Genomic DNA, 19181 nt, shown 5'->3' with positions numbered 1-19181 from the left:
CCCCTAAGAACCCTCCCGCCGACTGTCGACAGTACCTGTCGTCGAGACAGGGTCGAGACGCGAAGGAGGTGATTCCGATGGGTAAGTTCAGGAAGGCGCTCTTCGCGTGGCGACGACTGCCGCGCAGCACGAAACGGCGCATCACGCGCACAGCACGGCGAGTCGTCCGGCGGGTCAAGCCGTAGCGGCTCGACGCCGCCGACTCGGTTTTGAGCGTTCGATCCGCGACGTACGACGCCGACGAGCTACGCGTCCGTCCCGTGGTCGCCCGTCCCCGCCCTCCCGGCCGCGCTCGCGTGCGCGAAGACGAACGCCCGGAGGAGCTTTCCGGCGAGCGTCGCGGCCTGCCCGTCGTCGCGGTCGTTCACCTCGACGATGTCGAACCCGACGCAGTCGGGCGCGAGCGCCCTGACGATCCGGTGCATCTCGCGGGGCGTCAACCCGAACGGCTCCATCGTGCCCGTCCCCGGCGCGTAGGCGGGGTCGGCGGCGTCGACGTCGACGCTCAGGTAGACCGGCCCCTCGACCGCCGGTTCCCACTCGCCGGCCGCCTCCGGCGGGACGACCGTCACGTCGTCCGCCCCGGCCCGCTCCCACTCGGCCTCGCTGCCGGTCCGCGCGCCGACGATCGCGGCGCGGTCCGCGACCTCGAGCGCGTGGCGGACGACCGTCGAGTGGCTGAGCGGGTTGCCGTCGTACTCGCGGCGCAGGTCGAGGTGGGCGTCGAGGACGACGACCGTCGCGGGGTCGCAGGCCCGGACGCCCGCGATCGAGACGGTGTGCTCGCCGCCGAGCAGGAGGGGGACCGCGCCGTCGGCGCACACGTCGGAGAGCGACCCTTCGAGGAAGTCGAGGTACTCCGCGGCGTCGTCCCAGGCGCGGAGGTCGCCCGCGTCGTGAACGCCCAGGTCGGTGAAGTGCGCCGCTGTCAGGTGGTCGAAGTCGTCGAACGTGCGGGAGAAGGTCCGCACGCGGTCGGGACCGAACCGGGTCCCGGGTTGAAACGACGTGGAGACGTCGAGGGGCGCACCGAGGACGACGTAGTCGGCTCCGTCACGATCGGCGCGCGCCCCGGGAAACATCTATACGATCTTTCGCTGGCCCTCGTACTGGAGGTACTCGATCTCGTCGTTCGAGGACGGATCGACGCCGTCGGGGACGCGCATGGTGATCGTCTCGTAGGTCTCCAGGTCCATCACCTGCATGTCGTTCCCGTCGACGTTGATCACCTGCCCCTGCTTGCGATCGATGATGGGGACCCACACCTTGGCGTCGACGGGCTGGGTGAAGTTGCGCTTCTTGCTGTCGAAGACGCCCTTCCCCTCGACGCGAGCCTTGGCGCTCCCGTGCTTGCCGGGCTTGGCCGTGCTGTAGGAGTTGATGACGCAGGGGGTGTCCTCGATCATGACGTAACTGCCCTCCTGCAGGTCGCGCACCTCTGTCTGCTGTTTCGCCATGCGTGCGGCTATCCGGGCTGGCAGTATAAACGGTGCGAAACCACTTTTTTCTTCGTCGGGTGCGCTCCTTTCGGTCGCGCACCCCTCCTCGAAAAACCTGGACTAAAAACGCCGGGCGCTCACTCCGTTCGCGCCCGGTGAACCGCTCGCTTCGCTCGCGGACGCTCGCGTCAGAACTCCGCGCGGGATGTCGGGGAACGCATCTGTCCGGGCGAACCGCTCCGCGACGGGGGCGGTCGTCCGGTCACCCGGTGGACGTGACGGTCCCGATTTCAGCCCTCTTCGGGGGTCGCGTCCTGCACCTCGACGATCTCGGCCTGCGGGATGAACGTCTCGCCGCCGCCCGTGCGGACCTGGAGCGTCCGTCCGGGGAGGTCGGGGTCGTCGTCCTCCGCCGGTTCCCGCGGGACCGAGATGGCGGCGACCTCGTCGAGGGTGACCGTCCGACGCTGTATCGGATCGCCCTCGTACTCGACGGTCTCCCACGTCTCGACGTCGAGATCGGCCATACTCTCGCCGAAGTACTCCTCGGCGTCCTTGTTCACCGAGTCCTCGGTCTGGGACTCGCCGGCCGTCCGGCGTCCCTCCTGGACCTGTTCGTGCTGGTACTGGTGTAGGTGGACGAGCATCGATACGGGTACGACGGCGACCCGCTAAAGGGTTCACCATGATTATTCCTGCAACACCGACCACGAACCCGGGCGTGGACGCGACCATTCCGGGGAGTATCCGACCCGGAGATGTCGGGGCGGCGTGTCGGAGAGGGACCGAGAGGGGAACGTTATGCGTGTCTCTGCATAAAGTCGTCGAGCCTGGCGAGGCCCTCCTCCAGTTCGTCGGTCGGGAGGCCGAAGCCGAGGCGGAAGTAGTCGGGTTGGCCGAAGGCGTCCCCCGGCGCAAGCACGACGGATTCCTCGCGGACGACGCGCTCGCAGAACGACCGGCCCGCGGCGAACCCGTCGGGGACGGTGATGAAGCCGTTGACGCCCACCGGGTCGTACCAGTCGAGGCCGTGGCGCTCGACGAACGCGCGGGTCAGTTCGCGGTGCTCGCGGGCGAGCGCCCGGTTCTCCGCGAGGATTGAATCCCTCGCGTCGAACGCCTGCCGGGCGACGTGCTGGCCGACGGCGGACGGCGAGATGGTCGTGTAGTCCTTCCAGTTCCACGCCGCGCCCACCACCTCGGGCGGGCCGCAGAGCCAGCCGAAGCGCAGCCCCGCCAGCCCGTAGGCCTTCGTGACGCTCGTCGTGCTGACGCCGCGCTCGCCCATGCTCGCGACGGGCGGAAGGGGGTCGTCGGCCAGCAGCCGGTACACCTCGTCGCAGAGGAGGTACGCGCTGGCGTCGGCCGCGAGGTCGTAGAGCGCCCGGACCGTTTCTGCGGAGAGGTAGCGGCCGGTCGGGTTGTTCGGGTTGTTGAGTACGAGGAGCGTCGTCTCCGGGCGGATCGCGTCCGCCACGGCGTCGAGGTCGAGGTCCCAAGCGGGCGGTTCGAGGTCGACCGTCGTCGTCTCGCCAACCGCGTCGGGGAGCGAGCGCAGCGACTGGTAGGTCGGCGTGACGACGACGGCGTGCTCGCCCTCGTTCAGCAGCGAGAGGAAGGCGAGCAGGTTCGCCTCCTGCGCGCCGCAGGTGAAGAGCACGTCGTCCGCCTCGCGGCCGTACTCGGCGGCCACGTCGGCGCGGAACGCGGGCTCGCCGTTCGTCGGGATGACGTACCCCAACTCGCCCGGATCGGTGTCGAAGCGCGAGGCGGGGAGGCTTCGGACGCCGCTCTCCGCGAGCATGACGTCGGCCTCGTGTTCGACGCGCGCGAACCACCGCTCCAGCGCGAACGGTTCGATGTCCATGCGCGGCGTTCGCCGAGGGGCCTAATGGCTGTGGCCCATCTCGCTCGTCTACTCCTCGACCCCGGTCCGATCGGCGACGCGTCCGTCCCGGCCGGCGTCACGAGCGCCGCCGGCGTCGCCCCACCCGGACGCTTCGTCCGATTCGGCCGGCCCGACGGTCGTGCTCCCCTCGCGCGATCCGTCCGTCCGACTGCTCCCTCCGGCCGACGGCTCGCCCGTCCCGTCGAGACCGCTCACCCCGCGCTGGCGGAGGTTCTGCCTGGTGAACTGCGGTTGCGCGCGGATCCCCCTGGGCGTCCGGAACGACCGGTAGAGGAGGAAGGCGGTGAGGAGCGCGAGCGCGCCGCCGACCGCGGCGGCCTCGTCGGCCGCCTGCGTGTACGCGAGCGTCGTCGAGAGCGTGAGCGCGGCGAGGAGGAGACCGAGGACGAGCCGCCTCGCCAGCCGATCGACGACCTGATTCGAGTCCTCGATCCGGGCGCGGACGGCGACGTTGTTCCGCTCCAGTCGGTCGAGCGTCCGCTCCAGTTTCGGGGGCACGCGAACGATCGACTGGGTCGCCTCGTTGACCTCCTCGACCCGGTCCTCGACGAACTGCTGGATCCCCGCTTCCATGTAGCCCCGCTCGCGGAGGTAGCTCGTCGCCACCTCGATGAAGTCGAACCGCGGATCGAGGGTGACGCACACCCCCTCGACCACCGTGGCGACGCGCAGCACGAGCGCGAGGTTCGGCGGGAGTCGCAGGGGGAACTCGTAGATGGTGTCCTCGACCTGGCTCACGATCTGCTGGACGCGGTACTGCTCGATCTGCTCGCCGCGCACGTCCGCGATGGCGAGTTCCATCACGCTCCCCATCGTGTCGCGGTCCGCCTCGGGCGACAGCGTCCCCATCTCGATGAGCGCGTCGAGGATGGCGTCGATGTCCTGGTTCGCGATGCCGACGTAGAACTCGACGATCCTGTCCTGGACGTACGGCGGGACGCGCCCGCTCATCCCGAAGTCGTAGAAGACGAGCGTACCGTCGTCCTGCACCGCGAGGTTACCGGGGTGAGGGTCGGCGTGGAAGACGCCGTCGTCGATGATCATCTGGAGGTAGATGCGCTGGAGGTTCTCGGCGAGGCCCGTCCGATCGACCCCGAGCGCGTCGATGTCGTCGACCTCCGAGATCTTCGTCCCCCCGAGGAACTCCATGGTGAGCACGCGGTCGGTCGACCGCTCCTCGATCACCGCCGGGATGCGGATCGTCGGGTTGTCGGTGAAGTTCGACCGGATCTCCTCGAGCATCCGCGCCTCGCGGTCGTAGTCCATCTCCTCGCGGATGACGGCGGCGAACTCGTCGGCGAGCGTCTCCAGCGAGAACGACTGCGCCTCGCCGACGAACCGCATCAGGAGGGGGAGCGAGAACTTGATGACGCGGAGGTCGGCCTCGACGAGCGCCTCGATGTTCGGCCGCCGGACCTTCACCGCGACCCGCTCGCCCTCGCAGCGCGCCACGTACACCTGCCCGAGGCTCGCGCCGCTGATGGCGTCGGTGTCGAAGTCGTCGAAGACCTCCTCCGGGGGGCCGAGTTCCTCCTCGATCACCCGCCGCGCCTCGAGCCACGGCGCGGGCGGGACCTCGTCCTGGAGCGTGGCGAACTCCTCGACGTACTCCGGCGGGAGGATGTCCGGCCGCGTGGAGAGCAGCTGGCCGAGCTTGATGAACGTCGGTCCGAGCGTGAGCATCGACTCGAGCAGCGCCCGCGCGCGGCGTCGCCGGGTCGCCGGCGAGACCTGCCTGGAGGGACCGAACAGCAGGAAGCGCCGGCGGTCGCGGGCGTACGCGAGGAGGACGGGCAGGAACTGCCACGCGACGACGAAGAAGCGCCGGTAGGCGCGTACCGTCACGTCACCCTACCCATCCGTCACGGGGATCGACTCGTCCGGCGCGGTCGACGTCTTCGGCAGCGTGAGTTCGAGCACCCCGCGTTTGATGGTGGCCTCGGCCCCCTTCCCGGTCGCGTCGGGCGGGAGGCGGAGTTCCGCGTCGAGAAAGAGCGAGCGGTTCTCCCGCAGGTAGCGGAACTCGGCCGGCAGGTCCTTCTCGCGCTGGACTTCGAGTCGCAGCGTTCCGTCGTCGACGCGCGCGTCGACCGTGTCGGCGGTCGCGCCCGGAAGGTCGACGACCACGAGGTAGGCGTCCTCGGACTCCAACAGGTCCGCGAACACCGCGTCCGGGAGGTCCCGCAACGCGTCTCGCAGGGCAGACATACCCGGAGATACTCACGCGAGCGCGAAAAACCCCCCGGTCACGGTCGGCGAGGGGCGGTGGCGCACCGCGCGGCGACCGCGCGATGGCCGACGCTTTTACCGCGGGGGACGAACGTGAGCGTATGACAGACGTAAGCGAGTCCGGGTTCAAGTCGGTGACCCGGGTGGCAGCGGCGCGCGAGCGGCTGCTCGCCGCGGCGACGCCGCACGACCGCACGGATCGGGTTCCCATCGAACGGGCGACCAGCCGGGCGCTCGCCGCGCCGGTCGCCGCCGAGCGCGACGTTCCCCACTACGCCCGCGCCGCGATGGACGGCTACGCCGTGCGCGCCTCGGACACCTTCGGCGCGAGCGATCGCTCGCCCGCCGTCCTCCGGGAGGCGGGAGACGAGGTGGGCCCCGGCGAGGCCGCCCGCGTCCACACGGGCAGCGCCCTCCCGCCGGGCGCTGACGCGGTGGTGATGGTCGAGCACACCGAGCGCGTCCCGGGAAGCGGAACCGAGCGGAAGGACGACGACATAGAGGTCGACGGCGAGGTCGAGGTCTTCGACGCCCTCGCGGAGGGCGAGAACGTCGGTCCGGTCGGCGAGGACGTGGCGTCGGGGCAGCGGCTCTACGAGCCGGGCCACCGGCTCCGGCCCTCGGATCTCGGCCTCCTCAAATCCACCGGCGTCCGGGCGGTCGAGGTGTACGACCGGCCCACGGTCGGCGTGCTTCCGACCGGCGAGGAACTCGTCCAGCGCGACCCCGCCCCCGGCGAGGTGGTCGAGACGAACGGCCTCACCGTCTCGCGATACGTCGAGGCGTGGGGCGGCCGGGCGACCTACCGCGAGGTCGTCACCGACGACCCCGAGGCGCTCCGGGCGGCGATCGAGCGCGACCTCACGAAGGACGTGATCGTGACGACCGGCGGCTCCTCCGTCGGCGCGCGCGACCACCTCCCGGAGGTGGTAGACGGGCTGGGCGAGGTGCTCGTCCACGGCGTCGCGCTGAAGCCCGGCCACCCCTGCGCGCTCGGGGTCGTCCACGACACGCCGATCGTCATGCTGCCGGGCTACCCCGTCGCCTGCATCGTCAACGCCGTGCAGTTCCTCCGCCCGCTCCTGAAGTACGTCGGACACCTCCCCGAGTCGCCCCTCCCGACCCGCGAGGCCCGTCTGACGCGCAAGATCAGGAGCGAGCCCGGCGTCCGGACCTTCGTTCGGGTGCGGACGGAGGAGACCGGCGACGGACTCGAGGCGACCCCGACGCGCGCGAGCGGGTCGGGCGTCCTCTCGTCGGTCGCGCTGGCCGACGGCTGGGTGGTCGTCCCCGAGTCGCGCGAGGGGATCCCCGAGGGGGAAACGGTATCCGTCGAGGACTGGGAGTACCAGCCATGAGAAAGGAGTTCCGCGACCTCGCGCCGCCCGAGGCGGCCCACGAGGCCATCGCGTCGCTCGACCTCGCGGCCGGAACGGAAGAGATTCCGCTCCGCGACGCCCGCGGGCGCGTCCTCGCCGAGCGCGTGGACGCAGCGCTCGACGTGCCCGGGTTCGACCGCGCCACGGTCGACGGCTACGCGGTCCGCGCCCGCGACACCTTCGGCGCCGACGAGGCCGACCCCGCCGTCCTCGACCTCGCCGGCGTCGTCCACGCCGGGACCGAGCCCGACGTGGTCGTCGGCGAGGGCGAGTGCGCCGAGATCTCGACCGGCGCGGTCCTCCCCGAGGGGGCCAACGCGGTCGTGATGGTCGAGCGGACGAGCGAGCGCGACGGGGCGATCGAGATCCGCACCGGCGTCGCGCCGGGCGACCGCGTCATGTTCGCCGGGGCGGACGTGGCGGCGGGCGAGCGTGCGCTCGGCCCCGGGACGCGGCTCACCCCGCGCGAGATCGGCCTCCTGTCGGCGCTCGGCGTCGAGGAGGTGCCCGTCCGCGCGACGCCCACGGTGGGGATCGTCTCGACCGGCGACGAACTCGTGCGCCCGGGGGAACCGCTCTCCAGCGCCGCCGGGGAGATCTACGACGTCAACAGCTACACGATCGCCACGGGCGTCGAGGAGGCCGGCGGCGAGGCCGTCCTCTACCCGCACGCCGGGGACGACTACGACCAGATGGAGCGGCTGCTCGTGCGGGCCGCCGAGGAGTGCGACCTCGTGCTCTCCTCCGGGTCGACGAGCGCGAGCGCCGTGGACGTCATCTACCGGGTGGTAGAAGAGCAGGGCGAACTCCTGCTGCACGGCGTCGCCGTCAAGCCGGGCAAGCCGATGCTCGTCGGCCGCCTCGAACGGTCGGCGTACGTCGGCCTCCCCGGCTACCCCGTCTCGGCGCTCACCATCTTCTCGACGTTCGTCGCGCCCGCGATCCGGCGCGCCGCGGGCGTCCCCGAACCGGCGGCGGCGACCGTCGAGGGGCGGATGGCGACCCGGGAGCGCTACGCCGAGGGACGGCTGCGGCTGATGCCCGTCGGGCTGGTCGAGAGCGGGCCGACGCGGTCGGTCCGAGACGGGGACGACGGGGACGACGGAGCCGACGGCGCGGGCGAGACGCTCGTCTATCCCGTCGACAAGGGGAGCGGCGCGACCACGAGCCTCGTGGAGGCCGACGGCATCGTCGAGATGCACCCCGACACGGGCTACCTCGACGCCGGCGAGCGCGTCGAGGTGCGCCTGTTCTCGCCGGACGTGCGCACCCCCGCGCTCTTCGCCGTCGGCGAGGACGACCCCGCCCTATCGCGCATGCTCGATCGGGTCGACCGCCCCCGGTTCATCGCGTTCGGGAGCCGCGAGGGGCTGCGTCGCCTTCGCAACGGCGTCCCCGACGTGGCGGTGACGACCACCGGCGGTGCGCCCGGGTTCGAGACGGTCGAACTCGGGTCGTGGACCCGCGAGTGGGGGCTCGTCGTCCCGGCCGGGAACCCCGACGGCGTGACCGACCTCGCCGACCTCGTCGACCGGGACCTGCGCTTCGTCAACCGCACGTCGGCGTCCGGGCTGCGGACGAGTCTGACGGCGGCGCTGGCCGACCTGGCCGAGGAGCGCGGCGCGAGCCGCCACGACCTCGTCGACGGTATCGACGGGTTCGAGGCGGGCGTCCGCGCTCACGAGAGCCCGGCGCGGAAGGTGCTGGCGGGGGACGCCGACGTCGGCCTCGGCCTGCGGGCGACGGCGGCGCGCCTCGACGTGGACTTCGTCCCGGTCGGAACCGAGACGGTCCGGGCGTTCTCGACTCCCGACCGCGCCGAGAAGCCGGCGGTGCGGGCGCTCGCCGCCGCCATCGACGACGGCGACGCGTTCGACGACCTCCCCGGTTACGAGGGCTAAGCGGGCGCTCGCCGGGGGTCGGGTTCAGTCGCTCGCGGGCGGCTCGTCGATCAGTTCGTCGAGTCGCGTCACCCGGCGGTCGCCGAGGACGCACAGCCCGCGGCGGTCGTGGCCGTGGCGCTCGACGTGGATCCCGTCGAGCCCCGCGTTCCACGCCGCGCCGACGTCCTGCGGGCCGTCGCCGACGAGGACGCCGCGCTCGCCCGCGGCGGTATCGACGCCGAGGCTCGCCATGGCCGTCCTGACGGGCGCGGGATCGGGTTTCCAGCCGAGTTCGTCCGTACAGCAGACGACGGCGTCGAACCAGTCCTCGATCCCGAGGTGGGAGAGCGCCGCGTCCGTGAGCCACTGCTGGGAGTGGGTGACGAGGCCGGTCGGTCGGGTGAGTTCGCCGACGAAGGCGGCGTCGTCGTAGAGGTAGGAGTGCTCGGCGCGCGCGAGCGGATCCTCGACCTCGTGAAAGACCGTCCAGAAGTGCGTCGGGTCCAGACCGAGCGCGGCGAGGAACTCGTTGCGCGTGCCGCCGAGCCCGTACCAGACCGCCTCGGCTTCGACGTCGGAGAACCCGTACCCGACGCGGTCGCCGACCTCGCGCATCACCTCGTGGAGGTAGCCGCGCTCGACGTCGATGAGCGTCCCGTCGAGGTCGAGCAACCAGAAGTCGTACGATTGAGCCGACATTGAGGACCGTCATCTAAGGCATCGAACACTATGAGCCTTCCGGGCGCACGTGGACGGAGCTCCCGAGGTAATTCCTGATCACCGCCTCGGGCGTGTCGGCGTTGCCGAACGTCCCGCGCGGGAGTTCCTCGGCGATGGCCTCCTTCAACGCCGCGAGGTGCTCCGCGGTGGTCCGCAGTTCGCGGAACTCGACCGACTCGACGGGCACGCCGAGCGCCTCCTCGGCGAGCTCGCGGAGGTACCCCGGGTCGTTCGCCGCGCCGCGCCAGAGGTTGTCCCGGAAGAAGAGCCAGCCCTCCTCGCCGGGGGGATCGGCGGCCCGCTCCATCGTCGTCTCGAACGTCCGCGGGGCGAGCGAGACGTTCTCTGCGTCCGGATCGAGGCGGAACCGCACGCGGAAGACGTACGCGGCGTCGGGCATCGCTAGGCGAGGTCGTCGAACCGGGCGGCGAGGTCGACGTCCTTCTCGGTGATGCCGCCCTCCTCGTGGCTCGTGAGGCGAACCTCGACCTCCCGCCACCCGATGGTGATCTCGGGGTGGTGGAACGCCTCCTCGGCGATGCCCGCGATGCCCGCGGCGAAGCCGACCCCCTCGAGGTAGGCGTCGAACTCGAACGTGCGGACGAGTTCGTCGCCCTCGCGTTCCCAGTCGTCCGGCGCGCGCTCCTGGATCTCCTCGTCGCTCAGCAGGTCTGCCATGTGCGGGGGTACGGTCGCGGGCCCGATAAGCGTGGGTGGCCGGGGGAGTTGCGGACAGGCGGCGCGCTCGGGCGGTCGGCGGACTCGACCGGCCCGACGCCGCGGGCGAGCGCGCCGCGCTCCCGCTGACCGCCCGCGGCCGGGGTCAGGTCACACGGACGCTGGTCCCGCCCTCGGATAAAAAGGTTCGCCGCGAAGCGGGAGCAGTGTTCCTGTACGCGGCCGCCGGACGAGCGTCCACGAGGGGGGACTGAACGGAGCCGACCGCTCGGCGAGCGAGAACCCGGAAGCACGCCGGAGGCGCGCGCAGCGCGGTTCGCAACCGGCGAGCGGGAAGGGGCGTTCGAGACGGTCACGTCGGCAAGTCCGAGTCGGTTACCCGTATCTGAACAGTACGGAAACGAGGCGTCAGTCGGCCCGCAGCCCCTCGAAGTAGACGGCCCGCCGCTCCGTCTCCGCGGGCGTCGTCGCGAGCGAGACGCCGACGGTGAGCAGGAGGCCGAGGCCCATCCCGACGAGCGACCCGCTCCAGCCCGCGTAGCTGGCCGGTACGTGCGCGAGGAAGACGCTCGCGAGGTAGAACGCCTGGCTGCCGACGATCCCGGCGGTGATGCCGGCGCGCGTGGTGCGCGCCCAGTAGAGCGCGAGCCCCACCGGGAGCGCGAGCTGCGCGAACCCGCCGAAGGCGGTGTCGCCGATCTGCAGGAGCGTCGCGTTGGTGTTCAGGCTGAGGACGAACGCGCCGAGCGCGAAGACCGCGACGCCGACGCGGGCGATCAGCGCCTCGCGGTCGGACGCGCCGAACAGCGGCCGGTAGACGTCCCGCGTGAGGTACGACGACCCCGACAGGAGCATCGAGTCCGAGGAGGACATCATCGCGGCGAGCGCCCCCGCGATGACCACGGCGGCGAACCACGGGGCGGTGTACTCCCCGAGGAGGATCGGGAGGACGTTGCTCCCCTCGGGCACCTGCACGCCGAGGCCCCTCGCCCACGCGCCGAGCATGAACGCGGGGACGAACAGCAGGAGGACGAGCACGGGCCACAGGCTGAAGGTGCGCTTCAGCGTCTCCTTCGACCCGGCCGCGAAGAAGCGCTGGTTGATCTGGGGGAACATCGTGACGCCGAAGGCGATGCTCACCGCCGTCGAGATGACGTACTGGGGCGTGTACGCGCCGCCGCCGAGCGCGAGGAACTCGGGGGCCGCCTCGCCCATGCGGGCGGTGGCGACGCCGGGGCCGCCGACCTCGGCGAGCACCCAGACGACGGCGATCCAGACCACGGACAGCATGAACGCCCCCTGAAGCGTGTCGGTCCACGCGACGCCGCGCATCCCCGAAATGGCGACGTAGAGGATCATGAACAGCGTGATGACGAGCGCGCCAGCCCAGTAGGGGACCGCGCCGTTCGTGAGCGCCTCGAGCGCAATGCCTGCGCCGCGCTGCTGGAGCATCACGTAGGGGAGCAACCAGAAGAGACTGATCCCGGCCACGAGTCCCCGGAGGAGTGTCGAGCCGAAGCGGTCGCCGAGCATCTCGCCGAGGGTGACGTAGCCCTGCGCGCGCCCGACGAGCCACTGCTTGTAGCCGATGACGTACCAGAGGACGGCGAAGAGGAGGCCGTCCATCACCCCCATGACGAGGATCCACTCCGGACCGATCGAGTAGGCGATGTTCGGCCCGGCGAAGAAGGTGAACGCGGAGAGGAGCGTCGCGAACGTCGTGAACAGCAGCACGACGGTGCCGAGCGTCCGACTGGCGAGATAGTAGTCCTCGGCGGTGGCCTCGGTGAGGCGGTAGGCGACGACGCCCACGCCGAGGGCGATCAGGAGATACGCCCCGACGATGGCGAGCTGTAGCTGCAGTTCGAGGATCACGCGCGATCACCGCCCGGTCGCTCGGTCTCGATGCCGACGCCCCACGCCCGGCGGGCGAACGTTCGGAAGACGAGCGCCGCGAGCACCATCCAGCCCACGTGCCACCAGAGCCACACCGGCAGGCCGAACGCGACGGTGCTGTCCCCCCAGAGGAACCACGGCACGCCGAGGGCGACGAGCGTCGCGAGTATCACCGCCCAGAGTAGTACGCCTCGTCGGATCATCGGTGACACCGGTTGCGGACAGACCGACGTAAGTATTACTATTCCACTAACGATGGCCACGGTTGAAGAGGAAATCTCTTCGAACCGGCGACGCGATGACGATTCCTTCAGTAGATGCGGGTGCCGTTCGGCACCCGCCGCTCGGATCGGAGGTGGCTGACGCCGTCTTCCCCGTCCACGCCGGTGACGAGACACTGGCTCTCGAAGCCCGCGACGGTCACGGCCCCGAGGTTCACCATGGCGAGACCTAGCGGCCCACGAGGTCCTTCGGTTCGTAGTAGTCGGTGAGCCCCGCGGCCGACTGTCGCCGCTCCCCGCCGAAGTCCACGACGAGCCTGTAGACGTCCTCTCGCGCCTCCGGGAACGGCTCGGCACTCGCGATCTCGCCGACGCGCGCATCTCCACGCCCTCGAGGAATCGTTCCGGCGCGATGTCGGGATCGTCGATACCCAACGGGGGAACGCGACGCGAGGGAGTAAGTCCCACCGATACCGCCCCCGCCTGATTAATAACCTATTCCGCTATAGTTATCAATGATGAGCGTTAAAAGGCCGTTTTATAACAGTTGAGTTAATAATACCGGGCCGACTAGGCTGGTACATGAACGATCGATCGGGCCGAGAGCGCCCGCCGGAGGACGCGAGCGGGGGGGACGGTCAATCCGATACCCGCGTCCTCCGGCTCTCGGTTCCGGGGATGGACTGTCCGTCGTGTGCCGGGAAGGTGCGCGCGAGCGTCGAGCGACTCGACGGGGTCCGCGACCTCGACCCGCGCCCCACGGCGGGCACGCTCACCGTCGGGTACGACCCGGGGCGAACCGACGAGTCGGCCATCAGGGAGCGCGTCGAGCGGGCGGGGTACGAGGTCGCGGGCGGCGACGGCGTCGAGGGCGACGCGGACGCCGACACGACCGGCGTCTGGCGTAGCCCTCGCGCCGTCAAGACGTGGCTCAGCGGCGTCTTCGTCGCGCTCGGCCTCGCGTTCGAGTTCCTCCTCACGGGACAGGACGCCGCGGTCGCGTCCGTCCTCGGGAACCCCGTCCACGTCGCCGACGCGCTGTTCCTGCTGGCGGTCGTCGCCGGGGGCCAGGAGATCGTCCGCAACGGTTACTACTCCGCGCGCAACCGGAGCCTCGACATCGACCTCCTGATGAGCGTCGCCATCCTCGGGGCGCTCGTCGCGAGCGTCGGGTTCGGCGAGGCGCTGTACTTCGAGGCCGCGACGCTCGCGTTCCTGTTCAGCGTCGCCGAACTCCTGGAGCGCTACTCGATGGACCGTGCCCGCCACTCCGTCCGGGAACTCCTCGACCTGTCGCCGGCCGAGGCGACCGTCCGCCGCGACACCGGGTCGTCGGAGACGCCCCGAGCGGACGGCGAAGCCGTCGACGGCGAGGAAGTCACCGTTCCAGTCGAGGCGGTCGCGGTCGGCGAGACGGTGATCGTGCGCCCGGGCGAGAAGATCCCCCTCGACGGGGAGGTGATCGAGGGCGCGAGTGCAGTGAATCAGGCACCGATCACTGGCGAATCGGTGCCCGTCGACAAGGCCGTCGGCGACGCGGTGTACGCCGGCACGATCAACCGCGAGGGCTATCTCGAGGTGCGGACCACGGCGGCGGCCGACGACACCACCCTCGCGCGCATCGTCGAGATGGTCGAGGACGCGCGGGCCGACAAGACCGAGCGCGAGCAGTTCGTCGAGCGGTTCGCGGACTGGTACACCCCGCTGATCGTCTCGTTCGCGATCCTCGTCGCGGTCGTCCCGCCGCTGGCGTTCGGCGCGTCCTGGATGACGTACCTCGTCTACGGCCTCACCCTCCTCGTGCTGGCGTGTCCGTGCGCGTTCGTCATCTCGACGCCCGTCACCGTCGTCTCGGGGATCACGAGCGCGGCGCGCAACGGCGTGCTCGTCAAGGGGGGCAACCACCTGGAGGCGATGGGGGCGGTCGACGTCGTCGCCTTCGACAAGACCGGCACGCTCACCGCCGGCGAACTCGCCGTCACCGACGTCGTCCCCCTCAACGGTAACTCGGAGGAGGACGTCCTCCGGTGCGCGCGCGGTCTGGAGGCGCGCAGCGAGCACCCCATCGGCGAGGCGATCGTCGCGCACGCCGACGGCGCGTCGGGGACGCGAGAGGTCACGGAGTTCGAGAGCCTCACGGGCAAGGGCGTGCGGGCCGAACTCGACGGGACGACCCACTACGCCGGCAAGCCCGACCTCTTCGAGGACCTCGGCTTCGACCTCTCGCACGTCCACGCCACCACCGACGGCGGCGTGGTCACGCGCACCGCCACGCGCCTCTGCGAGCGGAACAACTGCCTCGACCTGCTCGAGGACACCGTCCCGACGCTCCAGTCCGAGGGGAAGACCGTCGTCCTCGTCGGCACCGAGGACGAACTGGAGGGCGTCATCGCGGTGGCGGACGAGGTGCGACCCGAGGCGCGGCGGGCCGTAGAGCGGCTGAACGAACTCGGCGTCTCGCGGACGGTGATGCTGACGGGGGACAACGAACGGACCGCCCGGGCCATCGCCGAGCGCGTCGGCGTCGACGAGGTCCGCGCCGGCCTCCTTCCCGACGGGAAGGTCGAGGCCGTTCGGGAGTTACGGGCCGCGTACGGTACGGTCGCGATGGTGGGCGACGGGATCAACGACGCGCCCGCGCTCGCGACCGCCGACGTCGGCATCGCGATGGGCGCGGCGGGCACCGACACCGCGCTCGAGACCGCCGATATCGCCCTCATGAGCGACGACCTCGCCAAACTCCCCTACCTCTATCGCCTCGCGCACACCGCAAACGGCGTCATCCGGCAGAACGTCTGGACGAGCCTCGGTGCCAAGGCCGCCCTCGCCATCGGCGTTCCGTTCGGACTCGTCCCCATCTGGGCCGCCGTGCTCCTGGGCGACGCGGGGATGACCGTGGGCGTCACCGGCAACGCGATGCGGCTCTCGCGGATCAGACAGGAGCGCGAGGCCCGCTGACCCACGGACCGTATCGGCGGTTCGCGGGTCGGCGGCTCAGCGATCAGAAGTACGCCGGAAGGCGCTCGCTCGGCGGTCGCCCGCGGCTTCCGCCGATCGGCGCGGTACGACGCGGAGAGACGCCTGGATCGGTCCGTCTCCACCGAGAAACCCCTCCACGGGGGTGGGCGGTACACGACGCGAGCCCCATGACAGGTCGTGTGAGACGAGGTGACGGTACGATCCGCCGACCCTCGCGGCTTCGCCGTGCGCTGTCCGGCGAGGCGATACCAGACCTCGCCCTCTCTCGACAGCCTCCCACGACGCCCACATCGTCCTACCGGTAGTTTGGTATACACCGTCTACCGAGCGAATAGGTGAACGTTATCTGACACTCGCCGGCGGGACGACGTGCGGTAGTGCGCCGTCACCAGCGTTCCGCCCTCACCGCGCGGGCGCGGCGGTGTCGCATCCTTTATACAGGTATCGGCGACAATTTATATGTGTACCATGCTCGTGGGCATGGACAACCGTGCGGGACCTCCCGTCCCGCGAGCGCGACCGTCGGGTCGCGCGTCATCACCATCACACCCATCACATGCACGACACCGCGAAATACCTCATTCACACGAACATCACTGCGGACGGGGTGGTCGAGCGCAGTGACGTCGTGGGGGCCATCTTCGGGCAGACCGAAGGGCTCCTCGGCGACGAACTCGACCTCCGCGACCTGCAGGACTCCTCGAAGGTCGGTCGGATAGACGTCCAGATCGACTCCCGAAACGGCCAGTCGTTCGGCACCGTCACCATCGCCAGCGGCCTCGATCAGGTGGAGACGGCCATCCTCGCCGCCTCCCTCGAGACCATCGAGCGCGTCGGCCCCTGTCGCGCCTCCCTGGAGGTCGAGCGCATCGAGGACGTCCGCGCCGCGAAGCGCCGGACCATCGTCGACCGCGCCAAGGAACTACTCGGGGAGGCCTTCGACGGCTCGATGCTCACCAGCGAGGAGCTCGTCGAGGAGGTCCGCCGCTCCATCCGCGTCGAGGACATCACCACCTACGACGGGCTTCCCGCCGGTCCGCGCGTCGCCGACAGCGACGCCATCATCGTCGTCGAGGGGCGCGCTGACGTCCTGACGCTGCTCCGCTACGGCATCAAGAACGCCGTCGCCGTCGAGGGGACCAACGTCCCGGACGCCGTCGCTGAACTGACGACGGGCCGCACCGTCACCGCCTTCCTCGACGGCGACCGCGGGGGCGACCTCATCCTGAAGGAACTCGCGCAGGTCGGGGACGTCGACTACGTCGCCATCGCGCCCGCCGGACGGAGCGTCGAGGACCTGGACCGGAGCGAGGTGATGCGCGCGCTCCGCGAGAAGGTCCCCTACGACGCCGTCAAGGACGCGAGCACGCCGCGCGACGCCGTCGCCGCGACCGACGGGAGCGCCCGGCCGGCACCGCCGGAGGCGACGCCCGCCCCCGCCCCGACCGTCGACGAACTCGCCGACGACGAACCCGCCGACGAGGGCGAGGCGACCGCGGACGCGGAGCCCGTCCCCGCGACGGAACCCGTCGACGGAAGCGACGCTGGGTCCGATGCCGCCGGCGCGCGAGCCGAAGCGGTCGAGGAACCGGTCGAGGAGCCGACACCCGAGGTCGAGCGCGCGTCGGCGGAGCCGGAGACCCTCCGGGGACACGCGAGAGAGGTCATCGGGGGGGAGACGGGCGCGGTCCGCCTGCTCACCGCGGAGTTCGAGACGCTCGACGAGGGGCCCGCCGAGGAGGCGTTCGACCGCGTGAAGGACGCCGAGACGGTCCCTGAGGCCGTCGTCCTCGACGCCGAACTGACCCAGCGCGTGCTCGACGTCTGCGCCCAGCGCGGCGTCGACCAGGTGGTCTGTCGCGGGACCGCGCAGTTCGTGAAACAGCCGACCGGCGTCCGCGTTCGGACCGCAGATCAACTCGAACCGCGCGAGTAGCGGCCGGGCGTCAGTCGGAGGTCCTACCGCTCCCCCGGTCCCCGGAGCGGACGAACCGGAGTCCGTCGCGCGGTCCGTCGGCGTCGGGCGCGTCGTAGTAGTCGGGGAGGCGCTCCTCGACGACGAACCCGGCCGCCTCGTAGAAGGCCCGCGCGCGCTCGTCGTCGACGCGGGCCGTGAGGGTGACCGCCGCGCCAGCCTCGTCCGCGCGGGTACGGACCGCCTCGAGCAGGCGCGCTCCGATCCCCTCGCGGCGATGGGCGGACGCGACCGCGAGCTCCGCGACGTACCACCGCTCGCCCGGGACGACCAGCGCGTAGCCCGCGGGACCGGCCCCGGGCACCTCGGCTACGAGACAGGTGGCGATCCCCTCCAGGCCGAGGTCGAGCAGTTCCGGCTGCGGTTCGGCGAGCGAGGCGCGCTGGATGGCCCGGAGGCGGTCGCGGTCGGCCGGCGTCGCCCCGCGTACGGTGACGTCAGTCATGATTGGTCGTGGTTGGTCGTGGTTGTCGTGGCTTCGGATCAGAGGACGACGGGGCCGACGGCGAGGGCGAGTCCGCCCGAGACGAGCGCGCCGGCGAGCGTCGCGAGGAAGTTGACCCCCTGGTTGTCGATGACGCCCGCGTCGCTCTCGACGGTCGCGCCGAGGATGCTGTCGACGGTCATCCCGGCGAACCCGGCGATCACGATGACGAGCGCGGGGATCGGCCCGAGGCCGAAGAAGGCGGCGGCGATCCCCGCGACGACGCACGCGCCGGCGAGTCCGGCCGCGACGCCCTGCCAGGTGACGCCGCCGTCGGTACCCGGCCGGACGGGTTCGAGGGTCGTGATGAGCCGCGGGTCGTCGTAGAGGCCGCCGATCTCGCTCGACAGCGTGTCGCCCATCGCGGCGGCGACGGCCCCCGAGAAGGCGAAGAAGAAGACGTACTCCGGGAGGCCGACCATCGAACTCATCGCCGCCCCGAGGACCGCCGCGAGCGCCACCGCGGAGTTCGCGAGGACGTTCCCGCTCCCGCGAGCGCCGTCGTCCCCCTCGGCGAGGCCGCGCTCGCGCTTCTCCTCGTAGCGGAACTTCGTCGAGAGCCCGCCGATGCCGAAGAAGGAGACGAGCACCGCGAGCCAGCCGTAACTGCCGAGGATGACCGTGAGGAAGGCGAGGAAGACGCCCGCGAGCATCCCCGTGATGGAGGCGGTCTCCAGCGCGTAGGAGACGTACCCCAGGACGACGGTGATCGCGAGGCCGACGAGGACCTGCGTCGGGTCGAGCGCGAGCGAGAGGTCGGCGAACAGCCACAGCACGAGCCCCACGGTGAGCATCACGAGCGGGTCGTCGCGCTCGAAGAGCATCGACCGCAGCAGCGCCGCGAGCAGCGCGCCCGTCGCGGCGAGGAACAGCGCCGTGGGGGGATCGAACGACGTCGAGGCGTCGAGCATCGCGACGGCGAGCTGGCCGAGGACGCCCGCCCCGAACGCGCCCGCGGCGAACGCGCTGGTGGCGACGAAGGCGTCCGCCGTCACCTCACGTGTGCCCGCCTCGGCGAGCACGCCGACGACCAGCAGGAGGACGGTCGCGACGTACACCGCGACGGGCATGCCGAAGCGGAGCGCGAGCAGCGCGAGGCCGGCCGCGGCGAGCGAGAACCCGGCGAGTCCGTAGAGGCGTCCCTCCTCGTAGTCGCCCGGGCGGGCGAACAGTTCGAACAGCGCGCTGTCCTGGTCGATCGCCCTGAGCGCCAGGAGCGCGACGAGTACGAACGGCAGCGTCGCCGCGACCATCGCGACCCGGGCGTCGATGCGCCCGGCGAGCACGGGCGCGACGAACGAGAGCGTCCCGACGACCGCGAACGCCCCTGCGCGCCGGACGGTAGGAACCACGCCCTCCGATTCCCCCGACTCGCACTTAATCCTCTCG

Annotated in this window: 19 protein-coding genes; 4 read left to right on the top strand and 15 right to left on the bottom strand. The window is 71.1% G+C overall.

Annotated elements, in window-relative coordinates; all coding sequences use genetic code 11:
* Positions 1-245 precede the first annotated feature (245 nt).
* From speB to P1K31_RS01235, 6 genes are all read right to left on the bottom strand, one after another.
* Entirely contained in the window at positions 246-1082 is an 837-nt protein-coding gene (speB, locus tag P1K31_RS01260) for an agmatinase (RefSeq protein ID WP_276304465.1), read from the bottom strand.
* Positions 1083-1457, bottom strand: a complete 375-nt coding sequence (locus tag P1K31_RS01255) for a translation initiation factor IF-5A (protein WP_276304464.1) — start codon at positions 1455-1457, stop codon at positions 1083-1085. It lies immediately after the preceding gene.
* Positions 1458-1729: 272 nt separating this feature from the next.
* Entirely contained in the window at positions 1730-2086 is a 357-nt protein-coding gene (locus tag P1K31_RS01250; RefSeq protein WP_276304463.1) for a hypothetical protein, read from the bottom strand.
* A 152-nt stretch (positions 2087-2238) separates the two neighbouring features.
* Positions 2239-3306, bottom strand: coding sequence for an aminotransferase class I/II-fold pyridoxal phosphate-dependent enzyme (locus P1K31_RS01245; protein ID WP_276304462.1), 1068 nt, complete (start codon positions 3304-3306; stop codon positions 2239-2241).
* 48 nt (positions 3307-3354) lie between these two features.
* Positions 3355-5193 (bottom strand): ABC1 kinase family protein, encoded by a 1839-nt coding sequence (locus P1K31_RS01240; RefSeq protein ID WP_276304461.1) that lies wholly within the window; start codon positions 5191-5193, stop codon positions 3355-3357.
* A gap of 6 nt (positions 5194-5199) precedes the next feature.
* Positions 5200-5556 carry an Hsp20/alpha crystallin family protein gene (locus P1K31_RS01235; protein ID WP_276304460.1) on the bottom strand — a complete coding sequence of 119 codons (357 nt, stop codon included), beginning with the start codon at positions 5554-5556 and terminating at the stop codon, positions 5200-5202.
* Between the two features lie 122 nt (positions 5557-5678).
* Here P1K31_RS01235 and P1K31_RS01230 point away from each other — a divergent pair, with 122 nt between their 5' ends.
* Positions 5679-6935 (top strand): molybdopterin molybdotransferase MoeA, encoded by a 1257-nt coding sequence (locus P1K31_RS01230; RefSeq protein WP_276304459.1) that lies wholly within the window; start codon positions 5679-5681, stop codon positions 6933-6935.
* The gene (locus P1K31_RS01225; RefSeq protein WP_276304458.1) at positions 6932-8857 is read left to right on the top strand and encodes a molybdopterin biosynthesis protein; all 1926 of its coding nucleotides are present in this window, start codon (positions 6932-6934) and stop codon (positions 8855-8857) included. Before P1K31_RS01230 ends, P1K31_RS01225 begins: the two co-directional genes overlap by 4 nt.
* Before the next feature lie 24 nt (positions 8858-8881).
* Here the strand turns inward: P1K31_RS01225 and P1K31_RS01220 are convergent, their stop codons facing one another.
* From P1K31_RS01220 to P1K31_RS01190, 7 genes are all read right to left on the bottom strand, one after another.
* On the bottom strand, positions 8882-9538 hold the full coding sequence (locus P1K31_RS01220; protein WP_276304457.1) for an HAD family hydrolase: 657 nt from the start codon (positions 9536-9538) through the stop codon (positions 8882-8884).
* A 28-nt stretch (positions 9539-9566) separates the two neighbouring features.
* Positions 9567-9959, bottom strand: coding sequence for an LWR-salt protein (gene lwrS, locus P1K31_RS01215; protein ID WP_276304456.1), 393 nt, complete (start codon positions 9957-9959; stop codon positions 9567-9569).
* 2 nt (positions 9960-9961) lie between these two features.
* Positions 9962-10237: a 4a-hydroxytetrahydrobiopterin dehydratase gene (locus P1K31_RS01210; protein ID WP_276304455.1), complete on the bottom strand. Its 276-nt coding sequence runs from the start codon at positions 10235-10237 to the stop codon at positions 9962-9964.
* 408 nt (positions 10238-10645) lie between these two features.
* On the bottom strand, positions 10646-12109 hold the full coding sequence (locus P1K31_RS01205) for a sodium:solute symporter family protein (RefSeq protein WP_276305760.1): 1464 nt from the start codon (positions 12107-12109) through the stop codon (positions 10646-10648).
* Positions 12109-12336 (bottom strand): DUF3311 domain-containing protein, encoded by a 228-nt coding sequence (locus tag P1K31_RS01200; RefSeq protein WP_276304454.1) that lies wholly within the window; start codon positions 12334-12336, stop codon positions 12109-12111. The genes P1K31_RS01205 and P1K31_RS01200 overlap by 1 nt, the downstream gene beginning before the upstream one ends.
* 107 nt (positions 12337-12443) lie before the next feature.
* Positions 12444-12575 carry a hypothetical protein gene (locus P1K31_RS01195; protein ID WP_276304453.1) on the bottom strand — a complete coding sequence of 44 codons (132 nt, stop codon included), beginning with the start codon at positions 12573-12575 and terminating at the stop codon, positions 12444-12446.
* Between the two features lie 8 nt (positions 12576-12583).
* Positions 12584-12718 (bottom strand): hypothetical protein, encoded by a 135-nt coding sequence (locus P1K31_RS01190; protein ID WP_276305759.1) that lies wholly within the window; start codon positions 12716-12718, stop codon positions 12584-12586.
* Positions 12719-12936: 218 nt separating this feature from the next.
* Between P1K31_RS01190 and P1K31_RS01185 the strand changes: the two genes are divergently transcribed.
* Positions 12937-15312, top strand: a complete 2376-nt coding sequence (locus tag P1K31_RS01185) for a heavy metal translocating P-type ATPase (RefSeq protein WP_276304452.1) — start codon at positions 12937-12939, stop codon at positions 15310-15312.
* Between the two features lie 577 nt (positions 15313-15889).
* Positions 15890-17269: a DNA primase DnaG gene (gene dnaG / locus P1K31_RS01180; protein ID WP_276304451.1), complete on the top strand. Its 1380-nt coding sequence runs from the start codon at positions 15890-15892 to the stop codon at positions 17267-17269.
* Positions 17270-17279: 10 nt separating this feature from the next.
* On the opposite strand, the gene P1K31_RS01175 is transcribed toward dnaG, so the two are convergent.
* Both P1K31_RS01175 and P1K31_RS01170 read right to left on the bottom strand, forming a co-directional pair.
* Positions 17280-17753 carry a GNAT family N-acetyltransferase gene (locus P1K31_RS01175; RefSeq protein WP_276304450.1) on the bottom strand — a complete coding sequence of 158 codons (474 nt, stop codon included), beginning with the start codon at positions 17751-17753 and terminating at the stop codon, positions 17280-17282.
* A gap of 38 nt (positions 17754-17791) precedes the next feature.
* Positions 17792-19144 carry a DUF92 domain-containing protein gene (locus P1K31_RS01170; protein WP_276304449.1) on the bottom strand — a complete coding sequence of 451 codons (1353 nt, stop codon included), beginning with the start codon at positions 19142-19144 and terminating at the stop codon, positions 17792-17794.
* Positions 19145-19181 lie beyond the last annotated feature (37 nt).

It is taken from the genome of Halomarina halobia (assembly GCF_029338575.1).
GTDB lineage: Archaea > Halobacteriota > Halobacteria > Halobacteriales > Haloarculaceae > Halomarina > Halomarina halobia.
The sequence above is the reverse complement of the archived record's forward strand: the minus strand, read 5'-3'. Positions and strand labels throughout refer to the sequence as shown.